Origin of the sequence: Curtobacterium sp. MCLR17_051, from assembly GCF_003234395.1 — a bacterium.
GTDB lineage: Bacteria > Actinomycetota > Actinomycetes > Actinomycetales > Microbacteriaceae > Curtobacterium > Curtobacterium flaccumfaciens.
Window position 1 is genome coordinate 559,543 of sequence record NZ_QKTA01000001.1, and the last position, 15,787, is coordinate 575,329.

Annotated in this window: 17 protein-coding genes; 10 read left to right on the forward strand and 7 right to left on the reverse strand. The window is 72.8% G+C overall.

The features are described 5' to 3' along the window. Positions 1 to 4 precede the first annotated feature (4 nt). Positions 5 to 373 carry a VOC family protein gene (locus tag DEJ06_RS02665; protein ID WP_110860834.1) on the forward strand — a complete coding sequence of 123 codons (369 nt, stop codon included), beginning with the start codon at positions 5 to 7 and terminating at the stop codon, positions 371 to 373. Here DEJ06_RS02665 and DEJ06_RS02670 read toward each other — a convergent pair. Next, positions 354 to 911: a YbaK/EbsC family protein gene (locus DEJ06_RS02670; RefSeq protein ID WP_071246993.1), complete on the reverse strand. Its 558-nt coding sequence runs from the start codon at positions 909 to 911 to the stop codon at positions 354 to 356. The genes DEJ06_RS02665 and DEJ06_RS02670 overlap by 20 nt on opposite strands. 41 nt (positions 912 to 952) lie before the next feature. On the opposite strand from DEJ06_RS02670, the gene DEJ06_RS02675 reads away from it, so the two are divergent. Beyond that, entirely contained in the window at positions 953 to 1,609 is a 657-nt protein-coding gene (locus tag DEJ06_RS02675; RefSeq protein WP_111038311.1) for a CatA-like O-acetyltransferase, read from the forward strand. Here DEJ06_RS02675 and DEJ06_RS02680 read toward each other — a convergent pair. Continuing rightward, the gene (locus DEJ06_RS02680) at positions 1,599 to 2,270 is read right to left on the reverse strand and encodes a DUF4166 domain-containing protein (RefSeq protein ID WP_111038312.1); all 672 of its coding nucleotides are present in this window, start codon (positions 2,268 to 2,270) and stop codon (positions 1,599 to 1,601) included. The two genes, DEJ06_RS02675 and DEJ06_RS02680, sit on opposite strands and share 11 nt — an antisense overlap. Beyond that, positions 2,267 to 2,896, reverse strand: a complete 630-nt coding sequence (locus DEJ06_RS02685; RefSeq protein WP_258372395.1) for an SRPBCC family protein — start codon at positions 2,894 to 2,896, stop codon at positions 2,267 to 2,269. Before DEJ06_RS02685 ends, DEJ06_RS02680 begins: the two co-directional genes overlap by 4 nt. Before the next feature lie 80 nt (positions 2,897 to 2,976). Between DEJ06_RS02685 and DEJ06_RS02690 the strand changes: the two genes are divergently transcribed. The 3 genes from DEJ06_RS02690 to DEJ06_RS02700 are packed head-to-tail and all read left to right on the forward strand — an operon-like array spanning position 2,977 to position 6,089. Continuing rightward, on the forward strand, positions 2,977 to 3,999 hold the full coding sequence (locus DEJ06_RS02690) for a Gfo/Idh/MocA family protein (RefSeq protein ID WP_111038313.1): 1,023 nt from the start codon (positions 2,977 to 2,979) through the stop codon (positions 3,997 to 3,999). After that, entirely contained in the window at positions 3,996 to 5,024 is a 1,029-nt protein-coding gene (locus DEJ06_RS02695) for a Gfo/Idh/MocA family protein (RefSeq protein WP_111038314.1), read from the forward strand. Before DEJ06_RS02690 ends, DEJ06_RS02695 begins: the two co-directional genes overlap by 4 nt. A gap of 51 nt (positions 5,025 to 5,075) precedes the next feature. Next, a complete protein-coding gene (locus tag DEJ06_RS02700) occupies positions 5,076 to 6,089 on the forward strand; it encodes a LacI family DNA-binding transcriptional regulator (RefSeq protein ID WP_111038315.1) in 1,014 nt (337 codons plus the stop codon). Between the two features lie 88 nt (positions 6,090 to 6,177). On the opposite strand, the gene DEJ06_RS02705 is transcribed toward DEJ06_RS02700, so the two are convergent. Together DEJ06_RS02705 and DEJ06_RS02710 are read right to left on the reverse strand one after the other, a co-directional pair. Continuing rightward, complete coding sequence (locus DEJ06_RS02705) at positions 6,178 to 6,828, reverse strand: triacylglycerol lipase (protein WP_258372580.1); 651 nt, start codon at positions 6,826 to 6,828, stop codon at positions 6,178 to 6,180. 125 nt (positions 6,829 to 6,953) lie between these two features. Then, positions 6,954 to 7,727 (reverse strand): alpha/beta fold hydrolase, encoded by a 774-nt coding sequence (locus DEJ06_RS02710; RefSeq protein ID WP_146245780.1) that lies wholly within the window; start codon positions 7,725 to 7,727, stop codon positions 6,954 to 6,956. An 82-nt stretch (positions 7,728 to 7,809) separates the two neighbouring features. Here DEJ06_RS02710 and DEJ06_RS02715 point away from each other — a divergent pair, with 82 nt between their 5' ends. From DEJ06_RS02715 to DEJ06_RS02735, 5 genes are all read left to right on the forward strand, one after another. Beyond that, entirely contained in the window at positions 7,810 to 8,298 is a 489-nt protein-coding gene (locus DEJ06_RS02715) for a hypothetical protein (protein WP_111038317.1), read from the forward strand. Between the two features lie 21 nt (positions 8,299 to 8,319). After that, on the forward strand, positions 8,320 to 8,868 hold the full coding sequence (locus tag DEJ06_RS02720) for a dihydrofolate reductase family protein (protein ID WP_111038318.1): 549 nt from the start codon (positions 8,320 to 8,322) through the stop codon (positions 8,866 to 8,868). 103 nt (positions 8,869 to 8,971) lie between these two features. Next, positions 8,972 to 10,270: an NAD(P)/FAD-dependent oxidoreductase gene (locus DEJ06_RS02725; RefSeq protein ID WP_111032782.1), complete on the forward strand. Its 1,299-nt coding sequence runs from the start codon at positions 8,972 to 8,974 to the stop codon at positions 10,268 to 10,270. A 435-nt stretch (positions 10,271 to 10,705) separates the two neighbouring features. Further along, positions 10,706 to 11,944 carry an acyltransferase gene (locus DEJ06_RS02730; RefSeq protein ID WP_111038319.1) on the forward strand — a complete coding sequence of 413 codons (1,239 nt, stop codon included), beginning with the start codon at positions 10,706 to 10,708 and terminating at the stop codon, positions 11,942 to 11,944. 84 nt (positions 11,945 to 12,028) lie between these two features. Continuing rightward, on the forward strand, positions 12,029 to 13,222 hold the full coding sequence (locus DEJ06_RS02735) for an NAD(P)/FAD-dependent oxidoreductase (RefSeq protein WP_258372393.1): 1,194 nt from the start codon (positions 12,029 to 12,031) through the stop codon (positions 13,220 to 13,222). 65 nt (positions 13,223 to 13,287) lie between these two features. Here DEJ06_RS02735 and DEJ06_RS02740 read toward each other — a convergent pair whose 3' ends face one another. Continuing rightward, a complete protein-coding gene (locus DEJ06_RS02740; RefSeq protein WP_111038320.1) occupies positions 13,288 to 14,157 on the reverse strand; it encodes a UbiA family prenyltransferase in 870 nt (289 codons plus the stop codon). 42 nt (positions 14,158 to 14,199) lie between these two features. Further along, positions 14,200 to 15,786 (reverse strand): long-chain fatty acid--CoA ligase, encoded by a 1,587-nt coding sequence (locus tag DEJ06_RS02745; protein ID WP_111038369.1) that lies wholly within the window; start codon positions 15,784 to 15,786, stop codon positions 14,200 to 14,202. Position 15,787 lies beyond the last annotated feature (1 nt).

Genomic DNA, 15,787 nt, shown 5'->3' on the forward strand with positions numbered 1-15,787 from the left:
GGCCATGATCGGCACACTCGACGTCGTCGTCCTGGACTGCCCGGACACCCGCGCCCTCGCCCGCTTCTACGCCGAGCTGCTCGGCGGGGAGATCGTCGGCTTCGACGAGGACTGGGCGGAGCTCGCCCTCCCGTTCACCGACCACCGTCCGATCCTGGCGTTCCAGCAGGTCGACGACTACCGGGCGCCGGAGTGGCCCGGCCAGGCGGTGCCGCAGCAGAGCCACCTCGACGTGAAGGTCGACGACCTCGATGACGGCGAGGCCGCGGTGCTCGCGATCGGTGCGACGGCGACGGGGTCGGGCACGGAGACGTTCCGCGTCTACCTCGACCCCGCGGGGCACCCGTTCTGCCTCATCCGGCCGTCGGACTGACCGGTTCGGTCGCCAGGCCCTCGACCACGGTGACGTTCGGCAGTGCGGTGAGTGCTGCGCCGGGCAGGAACAGCTTCGCGGCGCGGCGCCCGGCGCCGATGACGACCTCGGGGGCGTCGAGGACGCGCGCGTCGATGTAGAGCGGCCACGACGACGGCAGTCCGATCGGGGTGATGCCGCCGTACTCCATGCCGGTCAGCTCGACCGCTTCGTCCATCGGGGCGAAGCTCGCCTTCCGGACGTCGAGCAGTTGCTTCACGACCCGGTTCACGTCGAGCTTCGTCGATGCGAGGACGACGCAGGCGGCGTAGCGGACCTCGTCGCCGCGCTTCCCTGCGACGACGATGCAGTTGGCACCGCCGGCGAGCGGGTAGCCGTACGCCTCCGAGAACGCGGCCGTGTCGGCGAGGTCCGCGTCGATCGGGGCCCCCTCGATCTTCATGACGACCTCGGTCGGCAACGCGACGAGGGCTTCGGCGACGGGGATCGCGAGGAATCCGGTAGCGACCAGGGCGGGAACACGTTCGAGCGTCGGCATGGCTCCACCGTAGGGAAGCGATCCCGCACGAGGGTGGAGCCATGACCGAACTCCGGGCGATCGACGTCGACCAGTGGCCCCGCCGGGAGCACTTCGAGCACTACCGGCACCGCGTGCCGTGCGCGTACGAGGTGACCGTCGAACTCGACGTCACCGCCTTCGTCGAGCGCGTCCGAGCGACCGGCCGTCGGACCTACGCGTCGCAGCTCTGGGCGATCGCGACCGTGGTGAACCGGCACGACGAGTTCCGGATGCAGCTGCTGGACGACGGCTCCCCCGCCGTGTGGGACTGCGTCCACCCGATGTTCACCGTGTTCCACCCGGACACCGAGACGTTCTCCGCCCTGGTCGTGCCGTACGACGACGACTTCGGCACGTTCCACGACGCTGCGGTGTCGACGATGACGGAGTACCGCGACGACACCCGGATGTTCCCCCAGGACGACCGGCCCGGCAACGTGTTCGACGTCTCGACCCTGCCGGGAGCACCGTTCACCGGCTTCTCGCTCCAGGTGCGCGACGGCTGGGACCACCTGCTGCCGATCATCACGCTCGGCGGGTACCGGACCGCTGGTCACCGGACGCTGCTGCCGCTGGCGCTGCAGGTCAACCACGCGGCTGCCGACGGCTTCCACACGACCCGGCTGCTGCGCGAGCTCGAGGAGCTGTTCGCCGATCCCTCGTGGCTCAGGTCCTGAGTTCGGTCCGGCGGGGCTTCAGGCGGTCAGGTGCGTCCGTTGCCGGTACCCACTCGCACGTGAAGGTCCCGCGGTAGCCGAACAAGAACCCGAACAGCGCGTTGCGCACCTCGAGGTCGACGTGGAACGACTCGTCCTCGTCGGACCAGTACTCGTGCAGCGTCGCCCGGCCGCTGAAGAGCATCGGGAACCGGAAGGCGATCGGCCCCTCGTAGAAGCGCTGGGCGTCCGAGGTGAGCACCAGCCCACCCCGGTCGTCGACGACGAGGTCGAGGTCCACCGCCAGGTGCTGGTGCGAACCGAGGTAGTCCAGCACCCGCCCACCGACGAGGACCATCGTGGCGTCGAAGCGCGCGGTGCGCCCCGGGCGGGTCGTGTAGGTGCGGACGAAGGTGACGGTCTCGCGTCCGTGAGCGTCCCGGTAGGGGTAGTTCTCGATGGTGAAGGGCACGTCGTCGCCGACGTCGGGGACCAGGATGTTCCGGAGCCGCCCGATCTGCAGGAACGGAACGGTCCACCACGGACCCCGGCGGATGGACGTCATCACCCCGCGCCCGATGCACGCCTCGGCGGCATCCAGGCCGACGCCGAAGCGCCGTTGCATCATCGGGTGCAGCCGGTGGAAGTCTGCGCCGAGCGCCGCTCGGAACACCGAGGTCATCGCTGCTCCGCCGGGTCCGGCAGAACGGCGAGGGTCGCGGGCGCGTCGCGCAGGTGGTCGCCTCGTCGGGTGCCCCCACGCGGTGCTCGTGACGACCGGGAGGCCCGTGGCCGGTCCCGGCGCCACACCTGCAGCACACTCGCCAACTGCCAGGTCTCGGGGTCGCCGCCGCCTTCCAGCCAGACGCGGAGCCGGTCGAAGCTCCATGCAGTCGCCCAACCGAGCAGCGGCCGGACGACCACGTCGAGTGCTCCCCATCCCGGGTCGTAGTCGTACCCCGTGATGAAACGGGTGCGGCCGTCCTCGGTCGGGACGTACTTCCAGTACCCACGACCGTGTCGGATCGGCGACAGGCGGTCCCGGGTGGAGAAGCGCAGAGCCGACGTCCGTGTGCCGTCCGACCGGAGTCGCTCGCCGAGGCTCACGCCCGTGCCGTGGACGTCGTGCACGGCGGACCGTCGGACGTACGTGAAGCGGGCTGCTCCGTCGGCGTCGGCCGGTTCCGGGACGATCTCGGAGAACCGGACGTCCCACCGCACGTGCTGGCGCGGGTCCTGCGTCGCTTCCCAGACCCGCTCGACGTCCGCGTCGATGATCGTCTCGACGTAGATGCCCCGGTTGCCCACACCCCGAGCGTAGGACACCACTGGCAACCGGGTCCCGCTGGCGCACCCCGCCGTCCCACCGCATCTCCTACGCTGACCCCATGACGTCGCAGTCGGACTCCCCCGCCCGCAAACGCATCGGGCTCGTCGGCGCGGGCGGCATCTCCGTCGCCCACCTGCCCGGGCTGCTCCGCCTGGGCGACGTGGTGGTGCACGCTCGCGAGGGCGCCCACGAACTCGTCGCCGCGTTCACCGACACCGCCCGGGCCGAGGGCAGCACGATCACCGTCGCCGACAGCCTCGACGAGCTCCTCGCCGCGGTCGACGTCGTCGACGTGGTGGTCCCGACGCACGCCCACGCCGAGGTCGTCCGTGCGGCGATCGCGGCCGGCAAGGACGTCGTCTCCGAGAAGCCCCTGGCCCGGACCGACGCGGACGCGGCGGACCTGGCGGCCCGCGCTGCGGACGCAGGCGTGCAGCTCTACCCGGCCCAGGTGGTGCGCTGGTTCCCTGCGTACGCGCGCCTGCAGGAGGCCGCGACCACGGGCCTCCTGGGCGACCTGGCGGTGTTGCGGTTCTCGCGGTCCGGTGCCTTCCCCACCCACGTCCCCTGGTTCGGCGACCGCGCCCTGTCGGGCGGGATCGTGATGGACCAGATGATCCACGACCTGGACATCGCACGCTGGGTGGCGGGCGAGGTGACCCGGGTGTCGGCGGTGAGCGTCCGCGCGGGTTCCGAGGCGGAGCCGGTCGAGGCGGCGCACGTCCTGCTCACGCACGAGTCGGGCGCGATCAGCCACGTCGCCGGACTGTGGGGGCCGCAGCACCTCGCCTTCACGACCGAGTACTCGGTGACGGGGACGCTCGGCAGCCTGTCGCACTCGTCCCGGGCCGAGGAGGACACCCGGAGTGACCTGGCGGCACCGGCTTCCGTGGACGGTTTCCTGCCGGCGGTGGACCCGGCGGACGATCCGTACGCGCTGGAGCTCGCCGACTTCCTCGCCGCGTTCGACGGTGGTGCACCGCCCCGGGTGACCGTGGACGACGGGGTCGCCGCGGTGCGGATCGCGAACGCGGCGATCGCCTCGATCGAGTCCGGCCAGCCGGTGGAGGTGTCGCGGTGACGCTCCGGGTCGGGGTGCTCTCCTTCGCCCACACGCACGCCATCAGCTACCTCGGCGCCCTGGCGGCCATGCCCGACGTCGAGGTGCGCGGCACGGACCTGGGCGGGACCTCGACGGGGACGGAACTCGGCGACCTGCGCGGCGCCGAACTGGCACGCGCGCTCGGCGCCGGGTACGCGGACTCCGTCGACGAGCTGCTCGCCTGGAGCCCGGACGCCGTGATCGTCACGAGCGAGAACGCCCGGCACCGCGAGTTCGTCGAGCTCGCGGTGGCAGCGGGGGCACACGTGCTCTGCGAGAAGCCGCTCGCGACCTCGTGGCAGGACGGCCTCGCCATCCGCGAGGCGGTGGACCGCGCCGGGGTGCTGCTCATGATGGCGTTCCCGGTGCGCTTCGCCTCGGCGTTCGACCGGCTGCGCGCGACGCGGGACTCGGGCGCACTCGGCACGGTGTTCTCGGTGCGGGGCGCGAACAACGGCATGCTCCCGCTCGCCCGGGACTGGTTCACCGACGTCCGGCTGAGCGGAGGCGGCGCCCTCGTCGACCACGTCGTGCACGTCGCCGACCTGATCGACGGGCTGACCGGAGCGGCGCCGGTGTCCGTCACCGCCGTCGCCAACCGGGTGCTGCACGCGGACCGCGCGAACGCCGAGACCGCGGGGCTGGTGACCATCACGTACGACGACGGCACGATCGCGGCGATCGACTGCTCGTGGAGCCGACCGGACACGTCGCCGGTGTGGGGTGGGCTGACGCTCGACGTCGCCGGGACGGGCGGCACGGTGTCGGTGGACTTCTTCGGGGCGGCTGCTCGGGGGCTCGAGGCGGTCGGGGGCCGGCCGATCGAACTCCGGTACGGACCCGACCACGACGTGCCGATGCTCCGGATGTTCCTGGCGGCGGTGCGGTCCGGGGAGCAGCCGCAGCCGGACGTCGGGGTCGGACTCCGGACGCTGTCGATCGTACTGGCGGCGCAGGAGTCGGTGCGGACGGGCAGGACGGTGCCGGTGCAGGTCGCGGGCTGAGCGCTGCCCTGCTCCGCACCGCCGCCACCGCCCCGCGCTACGCTCGTCCCGATGCGCGCAACCGTGCGGGACGTGGCCGCCCTCGCCGGGGTGTCCCCGAAGACCGTCTCCAACGTCGTCAACGGCGGCGTGGTCGTGCGCCCGGAGACCCGCGAACGCGTCGAGCGGGCGGTCGCCGAGCTCGACTACGTGCCGAACCTGTCCGCCCGCGGGCTCCGGAACGGCCGCTCCGGCGCGATCGCGTTGACGCTGCCGGAGATGGGCAGCGCCTACTCCGCCGAACTCGCGCAGTCCTTCGTGGAACTCGCCCGCGAACGCGGCTGGGTCGTGCAGCTCGAGCAGACCGGCAACGACCCGGCCCGTGAACGCGAACTGGTCTCCCGTGCCCGGGCACACCTGGTGGACGGGCTGATCCTCAACCCGGTGTCGCTCAGCGCGAGCGTCCTGGCCTCGACCGAGGGGCTGCCGCCGACCGTCGTCATCGGCGAGGTCGAGCCCGAGCACGTCGACCAGGTGCACGTCGACAGCCGCGCGGCGGCCGAGCAGGTCACCGAACACCTCATCGCCCGCGGGCACCGGCGCATCGCGATCGTCGGGGCGTCACCGGAGGGTGCCGCGACGGCGACGAGCGAGCTCCGCGAACGCGGCTACACCGCCGCGCTCGCCGCGGCCGGCATCACGCCCGACCCCTCGCTCCGTGTCCCGCTGCCGTCGTGGACCACGAGTTCCGCGGCGACGACCTTCGCGGCCTGGCTCGACGAGCACCCCTTGCCCGACGCCGTCTTCGCCTTCACCGACTCGATCGCGTTCGGGGTGCTGCACGTCCTCGCCGCCCGCGGTGTCCGGGTGCCCGAGCAGGTCAGCGTCATCGGGTTCGACGACGTCGACGCGGCCGCGTACGCGATCCCGTCGCTCAGCACGGTGTCGTTCGACCGTCGGGCCTTCGCGACGGCGGCGCTCGACCTGCTGACCCGGCGGATCGCGGACCGCAGTGCCGCGCCGGAGACCGTCGTCGTGCCGCACCGGATCGTCGAGCGCGCGAGCGTCGCCGACCGCCCGCGCTGACGCTGCTGCCGCGCCGCTGCCGCTGCGGCCGCCGCGCCGTTTCGCGCTGACCGACACCTCACGCGGCCGCGCGCCCACGAAGTGTCGCTCAGCGCGAAAGACCGCCAGCGCCGCCGCCGCCGGAGCCGCCCCCGCCCGGGTCCGCCGCCGCCGCCAGCACCGCCGACCGCGTCCGCGCATCACCGAGGATCCGGAAGTGCCCACCCACCGGCAGCCGCACGTTCGTCGCCCCCTGGAGCTCACTGCCCTCGGGGATGAGCGTGTCGAACACTCCGTACACCGAGGTGATCCGCGCGTTCGCGTCGAGTTCCCGCGCCAGCCCCGCCAGCACCGGGTCGGCCGCCCGGAACGCCCGCAGGTGCGGCACCGGCGCGAGCCGCGCGTAGACCGACCCCGCGAAGGGCGTCGAGACCGCGACCATCCGGTCGATCCGCTCGTGCTGGTCGAGCTGCGTCATCGCGTACTTGCCGATGAGCCCGCCCTTGCTGTGCGCGAGCACGAGCACGTTCCGCAGGTCCTGTTCCTCGAGGGTCGCGATCACCTCGCGCGCCGAGTCCGGCACGGGCCGCAGGTTGTGCCGCAGGACCGGCAGCACGTGCACCGGGTGCCCCCGGTCGTGCAGTGCGTCCATCAGCGGCCGCATGAAGTGCCAGGTCTCGTAGACGCCGGGGACCACGACGACGGGCTGCCCGGCGCCGGTCCGGTAGTCGTCCGCGGTGGTCGGGCCGAAGCTGCGCACCTGCCAGCGTGCCGCGTACCCCCAGTCGAGTGCGGCCCACCACGCGCGCCGAACCAGCGGGACACGGCCTGGAGGCCCGGATCGCGCCGTCCGCGCCGCCTCCGTCCCCGACGTGGTCGGCCGGGTCATCGCAGCCCCTCCAGGCGCTCGGCGCTGCGGAACGTCTCGAGGAGGCGTGCGAAGGCGTCCGGCTGCCGTTCCTGCACGTGGTGCGGGCCGGCCAGTTCCACGAAGGTGCCGTTCGGCGCAGCGGCCGCGACCCGAGCCGACCAGTCGTGCCGCGCGATCGGGTCCTGGGTGCCGCGGACGACGAGGACGGGCTGCGTCACCTCGGTGATCGTCTGCTCGGTCGGGTAGCGGAGCATCGGCCCGAGCTCACGCGTGTACTGCCGCATGCTCCGCAGGTAGTCGGTGACCAGGACGCCGTTCATCCGGACCCCCTCGACGAACCCGTCGCGACCCAGGTCGAGCGTCTGCAGCGGGAGCGACCGCCGTTCCGCGTTGATCACCGGACCGACGAGCACGATCGCCGCGACGGTCTCCGGGTGGCGCCGGGCGGACTCGACCACGACCTGGGCACCCATCGACTGCCCGACGAGCACCAGGTCGCCGTCGACCAGGTGGCGGACCGCCCGCACGACGACGTCGCCGAGCTCCTCGATGGGCAGCCGCCGACCGGCCGCGGGCAGCCAGCCGAACCCCGGCAGGTCGACGCTGATCGTGCGGTGCTCGGCGGCGACGGCGCGCTGCGACCGTGCGAAGGACCGGTGCGACATCCCGATGCCGTGGACGAACACGACGGTGGGGTCGGTGTCGTCGCGGACCGGCTCTCGCGCCGCCATGGTGTGCAGGCGCACGGGCAACCCGTCGATCCGGACGGTCTCCACAGCAGCGCGCACGAGCCGAGGCTACGCGGCGGTTCGCAGCACCGGGTCAGCCTCGTCATCGGCCGCACACAGCCGGGCCGTGTGCACTCCTGGCATGAGCGACACCACTCCCACCAACGGCCACGAACCGGACGGCTCCGACCCGGCGAACCGGGCGACCACGCCGACCGGCTGGGGCGCCGCCCCGACCCCGACGTCGACCTCCACGCTCGACGCCCCCGGGCCGCAACAGCAGCCGTACCGTGCGGACGCCGGCGCCGGCGCCCCGGGCGGCTGGGACTCCACCGCCCCGAACGGCACCACCCCCTGGTACGGAGCCGCAGCCGGCGCCGCGAGCCCGACCAACCGCCGCAGCACCGGCCCGAAGCCCCCGTGGTTCTGGCCGCTCCTCGCCGTGATCGTCGGACTCGCCGCACTGCTCGTCGGCGGAGGCGTCGGGTTCGCCATCGGCCACGCGATCGGTGCGGACCGGACGCAGTCGACGACGCAGGTGCCCGGCACGAACCGGTTCCCGGGCAACGGCACCGGCCAGGCCCCCGGCAGCACCGACGGCACCGACGGCACCGACGGCACCGGGAGCTGACCGGCGGGTACGATCCGGACCATGCGGAAGACCACTGCCGGTCTGTTCACGTCGGTCGACGGCGTCGTGCAGGACCCCTACGAGTTCCAGTACGACAGCTTCGACGACGAGCTCGGCGCGGCGATGGGTGCCTTCATGGCCCGCACCGACACCGTGCTGCTCGGCCGGAACAGCTACCTCGAGTGGTCCGAGTGGTGGCCCGCCCACCCGGAGGACCCCTTCGGGCAGTGGATCAACCCGATCGAGAAGCACGTGGCCTCCACCACGCTCGGCGACGACCTGACCTGGCAGAACAGCACGCGGATCCCGGGTGACGTCCCCGCGTTCGTGCGCGACCTGCAGCAGCGCGAGGGGGCGGACATCGCCGTGTGCGGCAGTGTCACGCTCGTCCGCAGCCTGCTGTTCGCCGGGGTCCTCGACGAACTGCAGCTCATGATCCACCCGGCGATCGCCGGCCGTGGCCGGCGACTGTTCGAACCGACCGATCCGCCCACGCGCCTGCGTCTGGTCGACAGCACCGTGACGAGCAAGGGGAACGTGCTGAACACCTACGGGCGGTTCGACGCCTGACGGACGCACCACGGGCCTCCCGGCCTCTGCCCGTCATGCGCCCCGGCAAACCGCGCGTACCCTCGTGGGTGACCATCCGCACCCGAGGAACACCGGAGCAAGCATGACCCAGGACACCCGCCCGCACGTCGTCATCGTCGGCGGTGGATTCGCCGGTGTGGCCGCCATGCGGGAGCTCGCCGATGCGCCGGTCCGGGTGACCCTGGTCGACCGCCACGTCTACAACATGTTCCAGCCCCTGATGTACCAGGTGGCGACGGGCGGCCTGAACGCCGGCGACGTGACGTACTTCCTGCGCTCGCTCCGGGCCCGCCAGTCGAACGCCGAGTTCCGTCACGGCCTGCTCACCGGCATCCGCACCGACGAGCGCATCGCCGAGATGTCCGACGGCGAGCACCTGCACTACGACTACCTGATCCTCGCCAACGGCGTGAACACGAGCTACTTCGGCACCCCCGGTGCGTACGAGTACGCGTACTCGATGTACTCCCGCTCGCAGGCACTCCGCATCCGCGACGAGCTGTTCACCCGGCTCGAAGAAGCGGCGGCCAACCAGGGCCCCGACGAGATCCGCATCGTGATCGTCGGTGGCGGTGCGACCGGTGTCGAGATGGCCGGCGCGCTCGCCGAGCTCCGCGACCAGGCACTCGTCGGCGCGTACCCGGAGATCGAACGCGGCAACATCTCGATCACCCTCGTGCACCGCAGCGGCGAGCTCCTCAAGCCGTTCGCCCCGCGCCTGCGCCGGTACGCCGCCAAGGTGCTGCGCAAGCGCGGTGTCGTGCTGCGGCTGAACACCGGCGTCTCCGAGGTCAAGCGCGACGGCGTGATGACCGCGGACGGCGAGTTCATCCCCGCGTCGCAGGTGATCTGGGCGACCGGCGTCGCCGCCCACAAGGAGGTCTCCGGCTGGGGCCTGCCGCAGACCCACGGTGGCCGCATCCAGGTGAACGACGACCTGAGCGTGAAGGGCGCCGAACGGATCTTCTCCGCCGGTGACATCGCCGCGCAGGACGACGCCCTCGCCCAGCTCGCCCAGCCCGCGCTGCAGGGCGGACGGCACTCGGCACGGCAGATCGTGCGCCTGCTCGAGGGCAAGGCCACCGAGCGCTTCAAGTACTTCGACAAGGGCACCATGGCGACGATCGGCACGAACGCCGCGGTCGCCCAGCTGCGCGGCGGGATCACGATGGTCGGCCCGATCGCCTGGCTCGCCTGGGTGTTCGTGCACATCACGAGCCTGCTCGGCGCCGGCAACCGGATGTCGACCCTGACGCACTTCTTCGTCCGCTACGTGTGGTTCATGCGGAAGCGCTCGATCCCGATCGTCGGCGACGTCCGCCCGGTGCGCCCGAACGGCGACCGCGAGCCGGACCCCTGGCAGCTGCAGAAGGCCGAGTAGCCGCGCGCGTTCGCTCGCACGCTCGCTTCGTGAGCAGGAACGGTCGGGTCCGCACGTCGGACCCGACCGTTCCTGCTCACGGTGTGCGTGCGGTGGACGCGGGGCGCGACGGACTGGAGGCGCGGTGCGGGCCGGCCACGGGCCTCCCGGCCGACGCGTGGTGCGCGGGGCTGGCGCCGACGTATGGCCGGAACCGCGGGGGCCGGCCGACGCGGAACGACGTTGTCGCTGTCGTACGACAGCGACATCGTCGCCGCGCGCGCTTCGCAACAGCGCGCGCGTGCAACGAACGACGTTGTCGACGTCGTGCGACGTCGACACTGTCGTTCGGCATCGGCCCTGACGAGCCAGGTGTGCGCCGCTCGTTGAGACTCCTCTTACCCGCGAGGAGGACCCTGGTCGGCGACACGCAACCGAGCAGCGCGGGGAGGGACCATGGCGACGACCACGCTGACACACGCGCCGACGCAGGCGCAGCCACAGCACCACACGGCCGCCCCGGAGCGCTCCGGAGCGGGGACGCAGCAGGCTCCGCCACCCCCGCTGACGCACCGCGCACCCGCGCTCGACGGACTCCGGACCCTCGCCATCCTGGTCGTCGTCCTGTACCACCTGCACGTGCCGCAGTTCGAGGGCGGCTTCATCGGCGTGACGGTGTTCTTCGTGCTGTCCGGCTTCCTCATCACGACGCTGCTGCTCGGCGAACGGCGTCGTACCGGGCGGGTGCGCCTCGGAACGTTCTGGGTGAAGCGGCTGCTCCGCCTCTACCCGGCACTGCTCGCGTTCGTCGTCGTCGGGCTCCTGCTCTGGAACTGGGTCGGTGACTACAAGGGCGCTTCGCTGCAGTCCGGCGAAGCGGCGTTCATCGCGCTGACCTACACGGGCAACCTGTTCCGCGCCTTCTGGGACACCTCGCAGGGCGTGTTCGCGCACACGTGGAGCCTTTCGATGGAGGAGCAGTTCTACCTGGTGTGGCCGCCGGTGCTGGTCCTGCTCGCCGCACTCCGGGTCCGCCGTCGCTGGCTCCTGGCGGGGCTCGGTGTCCTGGTCGTCGGGGCTTCGGCGGCGTCGTGGGCGAGCTACCGCAGCCCGAGCGGCGGTGCCACGCCCGACGTCTACTTCTCGCCCGTGCTCGGGGTCGTGCCGCTCGCGATCGGCTGCGGACTGGCCCTGGTGCTCGACGACGAACGGGTGCGCGTGCGGGCCGCCGGGGTCCTCGGGCACGTGGCGACCTGGCTCGGTCTCGTGCTGGTGGTCGGGGTGCTGCTCTGGATCGACGACGACTGGACGCAGCGCGCGTCGACGTTCGGCATCGTGCTGCCGCTGACCGGTGTGATCGCGGCGGTGGCGATCGGCGGGCTGGTCTCGGTCCGCTCCCCCGTGTCCGCCGCACTGGCGTGGACGCCGGTGTCGTGGTTCGGCCGCCGGGTGTCGTACTCGGCGTACCTCTGGCACCCGCTGGTGATCGCGCTGCTCGGGACCTTCGCGATCGGTCCGTGGGGCACGGTCTGCCTGGTCGGCGCGGTGGCGATCGTGTCGATCGGTGCCGCCTACGCCGTCGAGGTGCCCGTCGAGCGGTTCCGCGCACGGGTCCGTGCGGGTCGCAGTGCGGCAGCGCCCGCGCCCCCGCCCGCGCCCGCGCACGCGCCCGCGCCCGCGCAGCGCATCGAGTGAGCAGAACACGTCGAGTACGGCCCGCTGACCCGACGTCTTCTGCTCACTGAACGCCGCGGCGATCGGTCACCGTAGGCTCGCCCCGTGCCCATCGAACGCGTCGACGTCCTCGTCGTCGGCGGCGGCCCCGTCGGGCTGTTCGTGGCGGCACTCCTGGCGGCGCGGGGCGTCGACGTCCGGGTGTGGGAACGCCGGGACGAGCCGCCGACCGGTTCGCGGGCCATCGGCATCCACCCGCCGTCCCTCGACGCGTTCGCCGCGATCGGCCTGGACACCGCCGTGCTCGCCGAGGCGTCACTGGTGCACGCCGGCGTGGCCCGGAGCCGCGGTCGGACCCTCGGCACCCTGCGCTTCGACCGCGCGTCGCCGACCCACCCGTACGTGGCCACCCTCGACCAGCACCGCACCGAGTCCCTGCTCCGCGACCAGCTCCGGGCCAGCGCACCGAGCGCCCTGCGGACCGGCACCACCCTGACGGCGCTGTCCCGGCACCCCGACCACGTCGACGCCACCGGGACCGGACCGGACGGCGACACCGTGACGGTCCGTGCGGCCTTCGTCGTCGGGGCCGACGGTGCCCGGAGCGCCGTCCGCGACCTGCTCGGCATCGGCACCACCGGGCGCGAGTACCCGGACCGCTACGTGATGGGTGACTTCGCCGATCCCGAGGCGCCGTCGGCTCGGTCGGCCGCCCTGGTCGACGTCGGCCCGGACGGCGTCGTCGAGTCCTTCCCGCTGCCGGGTGCGCGTCGCCGGTACGTCGCCCTGGTGCCGGACGACGACGCGTTCGCCTCGGCCGAGGGCAGCTGGACGGGCACGCCGGACCCCGCGGTCGTCGCACGCCTGGCCGCACTCGTCGCCGAGCGCACCGGTGTCGTCCCCGACCCCGCGACCTGCTCGATGACCAGCGGCTTCCGGGTGCGCCGCCGCACCGCCGACCGCGTGGGCGTCGGCCGAGCCGTGCTCGTCGGGGATGCCGCCCACGAGATCAGTCCGATCGGCGGGCAGGGCATGAACCTGGGGTGGCTCGACGCCGCCGAGCTCGCGCCGCTGCTCGCCGGAGCGGTCCGCACCGGTACGGCCGGGCCGTGGCCGGGCTACGCCGCCCGCCGCCAGGCAGCCGCCCGCCGCGCGGCTCGGCAGGCCGAGGCGAACATGGCACTGGGCCGTCCGCTCGGCCCCGTCACGGCGACCGGCCGGGAGGCGCTGCTCCGGACCGCCCTGTCACTGCCGACCGCGCACGGCCTGGCCCGGCTCTACGCGATGCGCTGGGCCTGACGGCTCGCGTCCGGCGCACCGGCGCACCGGCGCACCGGCGCAGTCGCGCAGTCTGTTCCGCGTCGTCAGGCGACGAGTCGCGCGCCCGCGAAACCGAGCTCGACGACGAGCACGAGGGACGACGCGATGACCAGCCGGAACAGGGTGCGTGAAGCCCGTCCTGCGAGCACCAACCGGACGCCGACGACGGCGAGCACGGCCACCACGACGGCACCGAGGACCGCGAGCACGACGCCGAGGCCCCGCACCGGGTCGTCGCCGAGGACCTGTCCGCCGAGCACCAGCGCTGCAGCGACGACGAGCGAGGCGAACGCGACGATCCCCGCGCCACGGAGCCCGAGCCGGTGCGGGAAGCCCCGCACACCGGTCGCTGCGTCGTCGACCAGGTCGGGCAGCACGTTGGTGCAGTGGATCGCGATGCCGAAGACGGCCCCCGTGGCGATCGCCCACCACGCCGGCAACTGTCCCTCGGGCCCGGCTGCGACGGACACGACGGGCAACAGCCCGAAGGCGACGACGAACGGCACCACCGACCACACCGAACGCTTCAGCCCGGCGTCGTAGGCCCACCCCGCGGCGACGAGCACGAGGTGCGCGACCGCGGCGACCGGCCCCAGGAACAGCGAGAGCACCACGGCGATCCCGGCGGTGGCGTAGGCGGCGGTGCGGACGGTGCCGACGGCGATGAGGCCGCGGGCGACGGGCTTGTCGCTCCGCCCGACGGCCCGGTCGCGGTCCGCGTCGATCCAGTCGTTCGCGAGCCCGATGGACAGCTGCCCGGCGACGACCGTCAGCGCCACCAGCACGACGAGCCACACGGGGTGCCCCACCGCGGCGGCGATCACCGCGGCGAGGACGGTCACGGTGACCGTGGGTCCGGGGTGCGACGACGCGAACAGCAGACGCGCGGTCGACGGGGTACGGCTGGCGGTCACCCGGTCAGCGTACGGATCGCCCCTGCGCGGTCGTGGGGCGGATCACGGAACCGCCGTCACCTCGACGCTGAAGCGGTCGACGAGCTCACGCTTGAGCACCTTGCCGCTCGGGCCGAGCGGCAGCGCATCGAGGACGTGCACCACCCGCGGGTACTTGTACGCGGCGATCTCGGCGGCGACGAAGTCGACCAGGATCTGCGGCTCGACGGTCGCGCCGGCGTGCAGGACCACCGCGGCCTCGACCTCCTGCCCGTGCACCGCGTGCGGCACGCCGAAGACCGCGGCCATCGCGACGTCGGGGTGGGTGGCGAGCACTTCCTCGACCTGCCGCGGGTACACGTTGTAGCCGTTGCGGATGATCATGTCCTTCGTGCGGTCGACGATCGTCAGGTACCCGTCGTCGTCCTTCGTGCCCAGGTCACCGGTGCGGAACCACCCGTCGACGATGGCCTCGGCGGTGTCCTCGGGCCGGTCGAGGTACCCGTTCATCAGGTTGTGGCCGCGGATCACGAGTTCCCCGATCTCGCCGTGCGGCAGCATGACGATCGCGTCGCGGACCTCGGGGTCGGCGATCTCCACGTCGATGCCCCACACCGCGGTGCCGATGGTGCCGGGCCGCGGCGGTTGCCCGACGTGGTTGAAGGTGGCGACCGGCGAGGTCTCGGTCAGCCCGTACCCCTCGTGGATCGGCGCGTCGAAGACCTGCTGGAACCGCTCGAGCACCGCCAGCGGGAGCGAGGCCCCGCCGGAGATCGCGTACCGGAGCGTCGGACGGGCCTCGGACCGGGTCGCGGCGTCGAGCAGCGCCATGTACATCGTCGGGACGCCCATGAAGATGCCGCAGCCGTGCTCGACCATCGCGGCGAGCGCCGTGTCACCGTCGAACTTCGGCAGCATGACGAGCGTCGCGCCGGTCCGGAACCCGGTGTTCATCGTGCAGGTCTGCCCGAACGTGTGGAACAGCGGCAGGGCGCCGAGCAGGACGTCCCCGCGGTGCATGTCGAACGTCGTCATCAGGTTCGTGTTGACCTGTTCGAGCAGCGCGAAGTGCGAGCCCTCGGCACCCTTGGGCTGGCCGGTGGTGCCGCTCGTGTACAGGATCGTGGCGGTGTCGAACGGGTGCCGCGGCACGTAGGTGTCGAGCGGTTCGCTCTGCGCGGCCAGGGCCTCGAGCCGGTCGGGGCCGGACGCGGACCCGTCGTCGGTCGTCGCCGGCGCGAGCACGGTCACGACGTCGACCCCGGCGAGCTCGGCACCGGCGGCGCCCTCGCCGAGCAGCGGGGCAGCACAGACGAGCAGCGTCGCGCCGCTGTCGCGCAGGACGTACTCGATCTCGCGGCGCTTCAGCAGCGCGTGCACGGGCACGGCCACCGCGCCGAGGGCCAGCGTGGCGTAGTAGACGCGGGGGAAGTCCGCGACGTTCGGCACGAGCATCGCCACCTTCGACCCCTCGGTCACGCCCCGCGCGCGGAGTGCCCCGGCGTAGGCCAGGGTCTGCGCCCACAGCTCGGCGTAGGTGGTGCGGACGTCGCCCACGATGACGGCGACGTCGTCCGGGTAGCGTGCCGCCGACTCGGCGAGGATCGCTGCGACCGACGCGGTCGCGCGGGTGGTGTGGGTGTCGTGCATG

What these genes read in the sequence shown, in the direction of transcription:
- DEJ06_RS02665 (WP_110860834.1), top strand. Translation starts at nt 5, where the DNA reads ATGATCGGCACACTCGACGTCGTCGTCCTGGACTGCCCGGACACCCGC.
- DEJ06_RS02670 (WP_071246993.1), bottom strand. Translation starts at nt 911, where the DNA reads ATGCCGACGCTCGAACGTGTTCCCGCCCTGGTCGCTACCGGATTCCTC.
- DEJ06_RS02675 (WP_111038311.1), top strand. Translation starts at nt 953, where the DNA reads ATGACCGAACTCCGGGCGATCGACGTCGACCAGTGGCCCCGCCGGGAG.
- DEJ06_RS02680 (WP_111038312.1), bottom strand. Translation starts at nt 2,270, where the DNA reads ATGACCTCGGTGTTCCGAGCGGCGCTCGGCGCAGACTTCCACCGGCTG.
- DEJ06_RS02690 (WP_111038313.1), top strand. Translation starts at nt 2,977, where the DNA reads ATGACGTCGCAGTCGGACTCCCCCGCCCGCAAACGCATCGGGCTCGTC.
- DEJ06_RS02700 (WP_111038315.1), top strand. Translation starts at nt 5,076, where the DNA reads ATGCGCGCAACCGTGCGGGACGTGGCCGCCCTCGCCGGGGTGTCCCCG.
- DEJ06_RS02715 (WP_111038317.1), top strand. Translation starts at nt 7,810, where the DNA reads ATGAGCGACACCACTCCCACCAACGGCCACGAACCGGACGGCTCCGAC.
- DEJ06_RS02720 (WP_111038318.1), top strand. Translation starts at nt 8,320, where the DNA reads ATGCGGAAGACCACTGCCGGTCTGTTCACGTCGGTCGACGGCGTCGTG.
- DEJ06_RS02725 (WP_111032782.1), top strand. Translation starts at nt 8,972, where the DNA reads ATGACCCAGGACACCCGCCCGCACGTCGTCATCGTCGGCGGTGGATTC.
- DEJ06_RS02730 (WP_111038319.1), top strand. Translation starts at nt 10,706, where the DNA reads ATGGCGACGACCACGCTGACACACGCGCCGACGCAGGCGCAGCCACAG.
- DEJ06_RS02745 (WP_111038369.1), bottom strand. Translation starts at nt 15,786, where the DNA reads ATGCACGACACCCACACCACCCGCGCGACCGCGTCGGTCGCAGCGATC.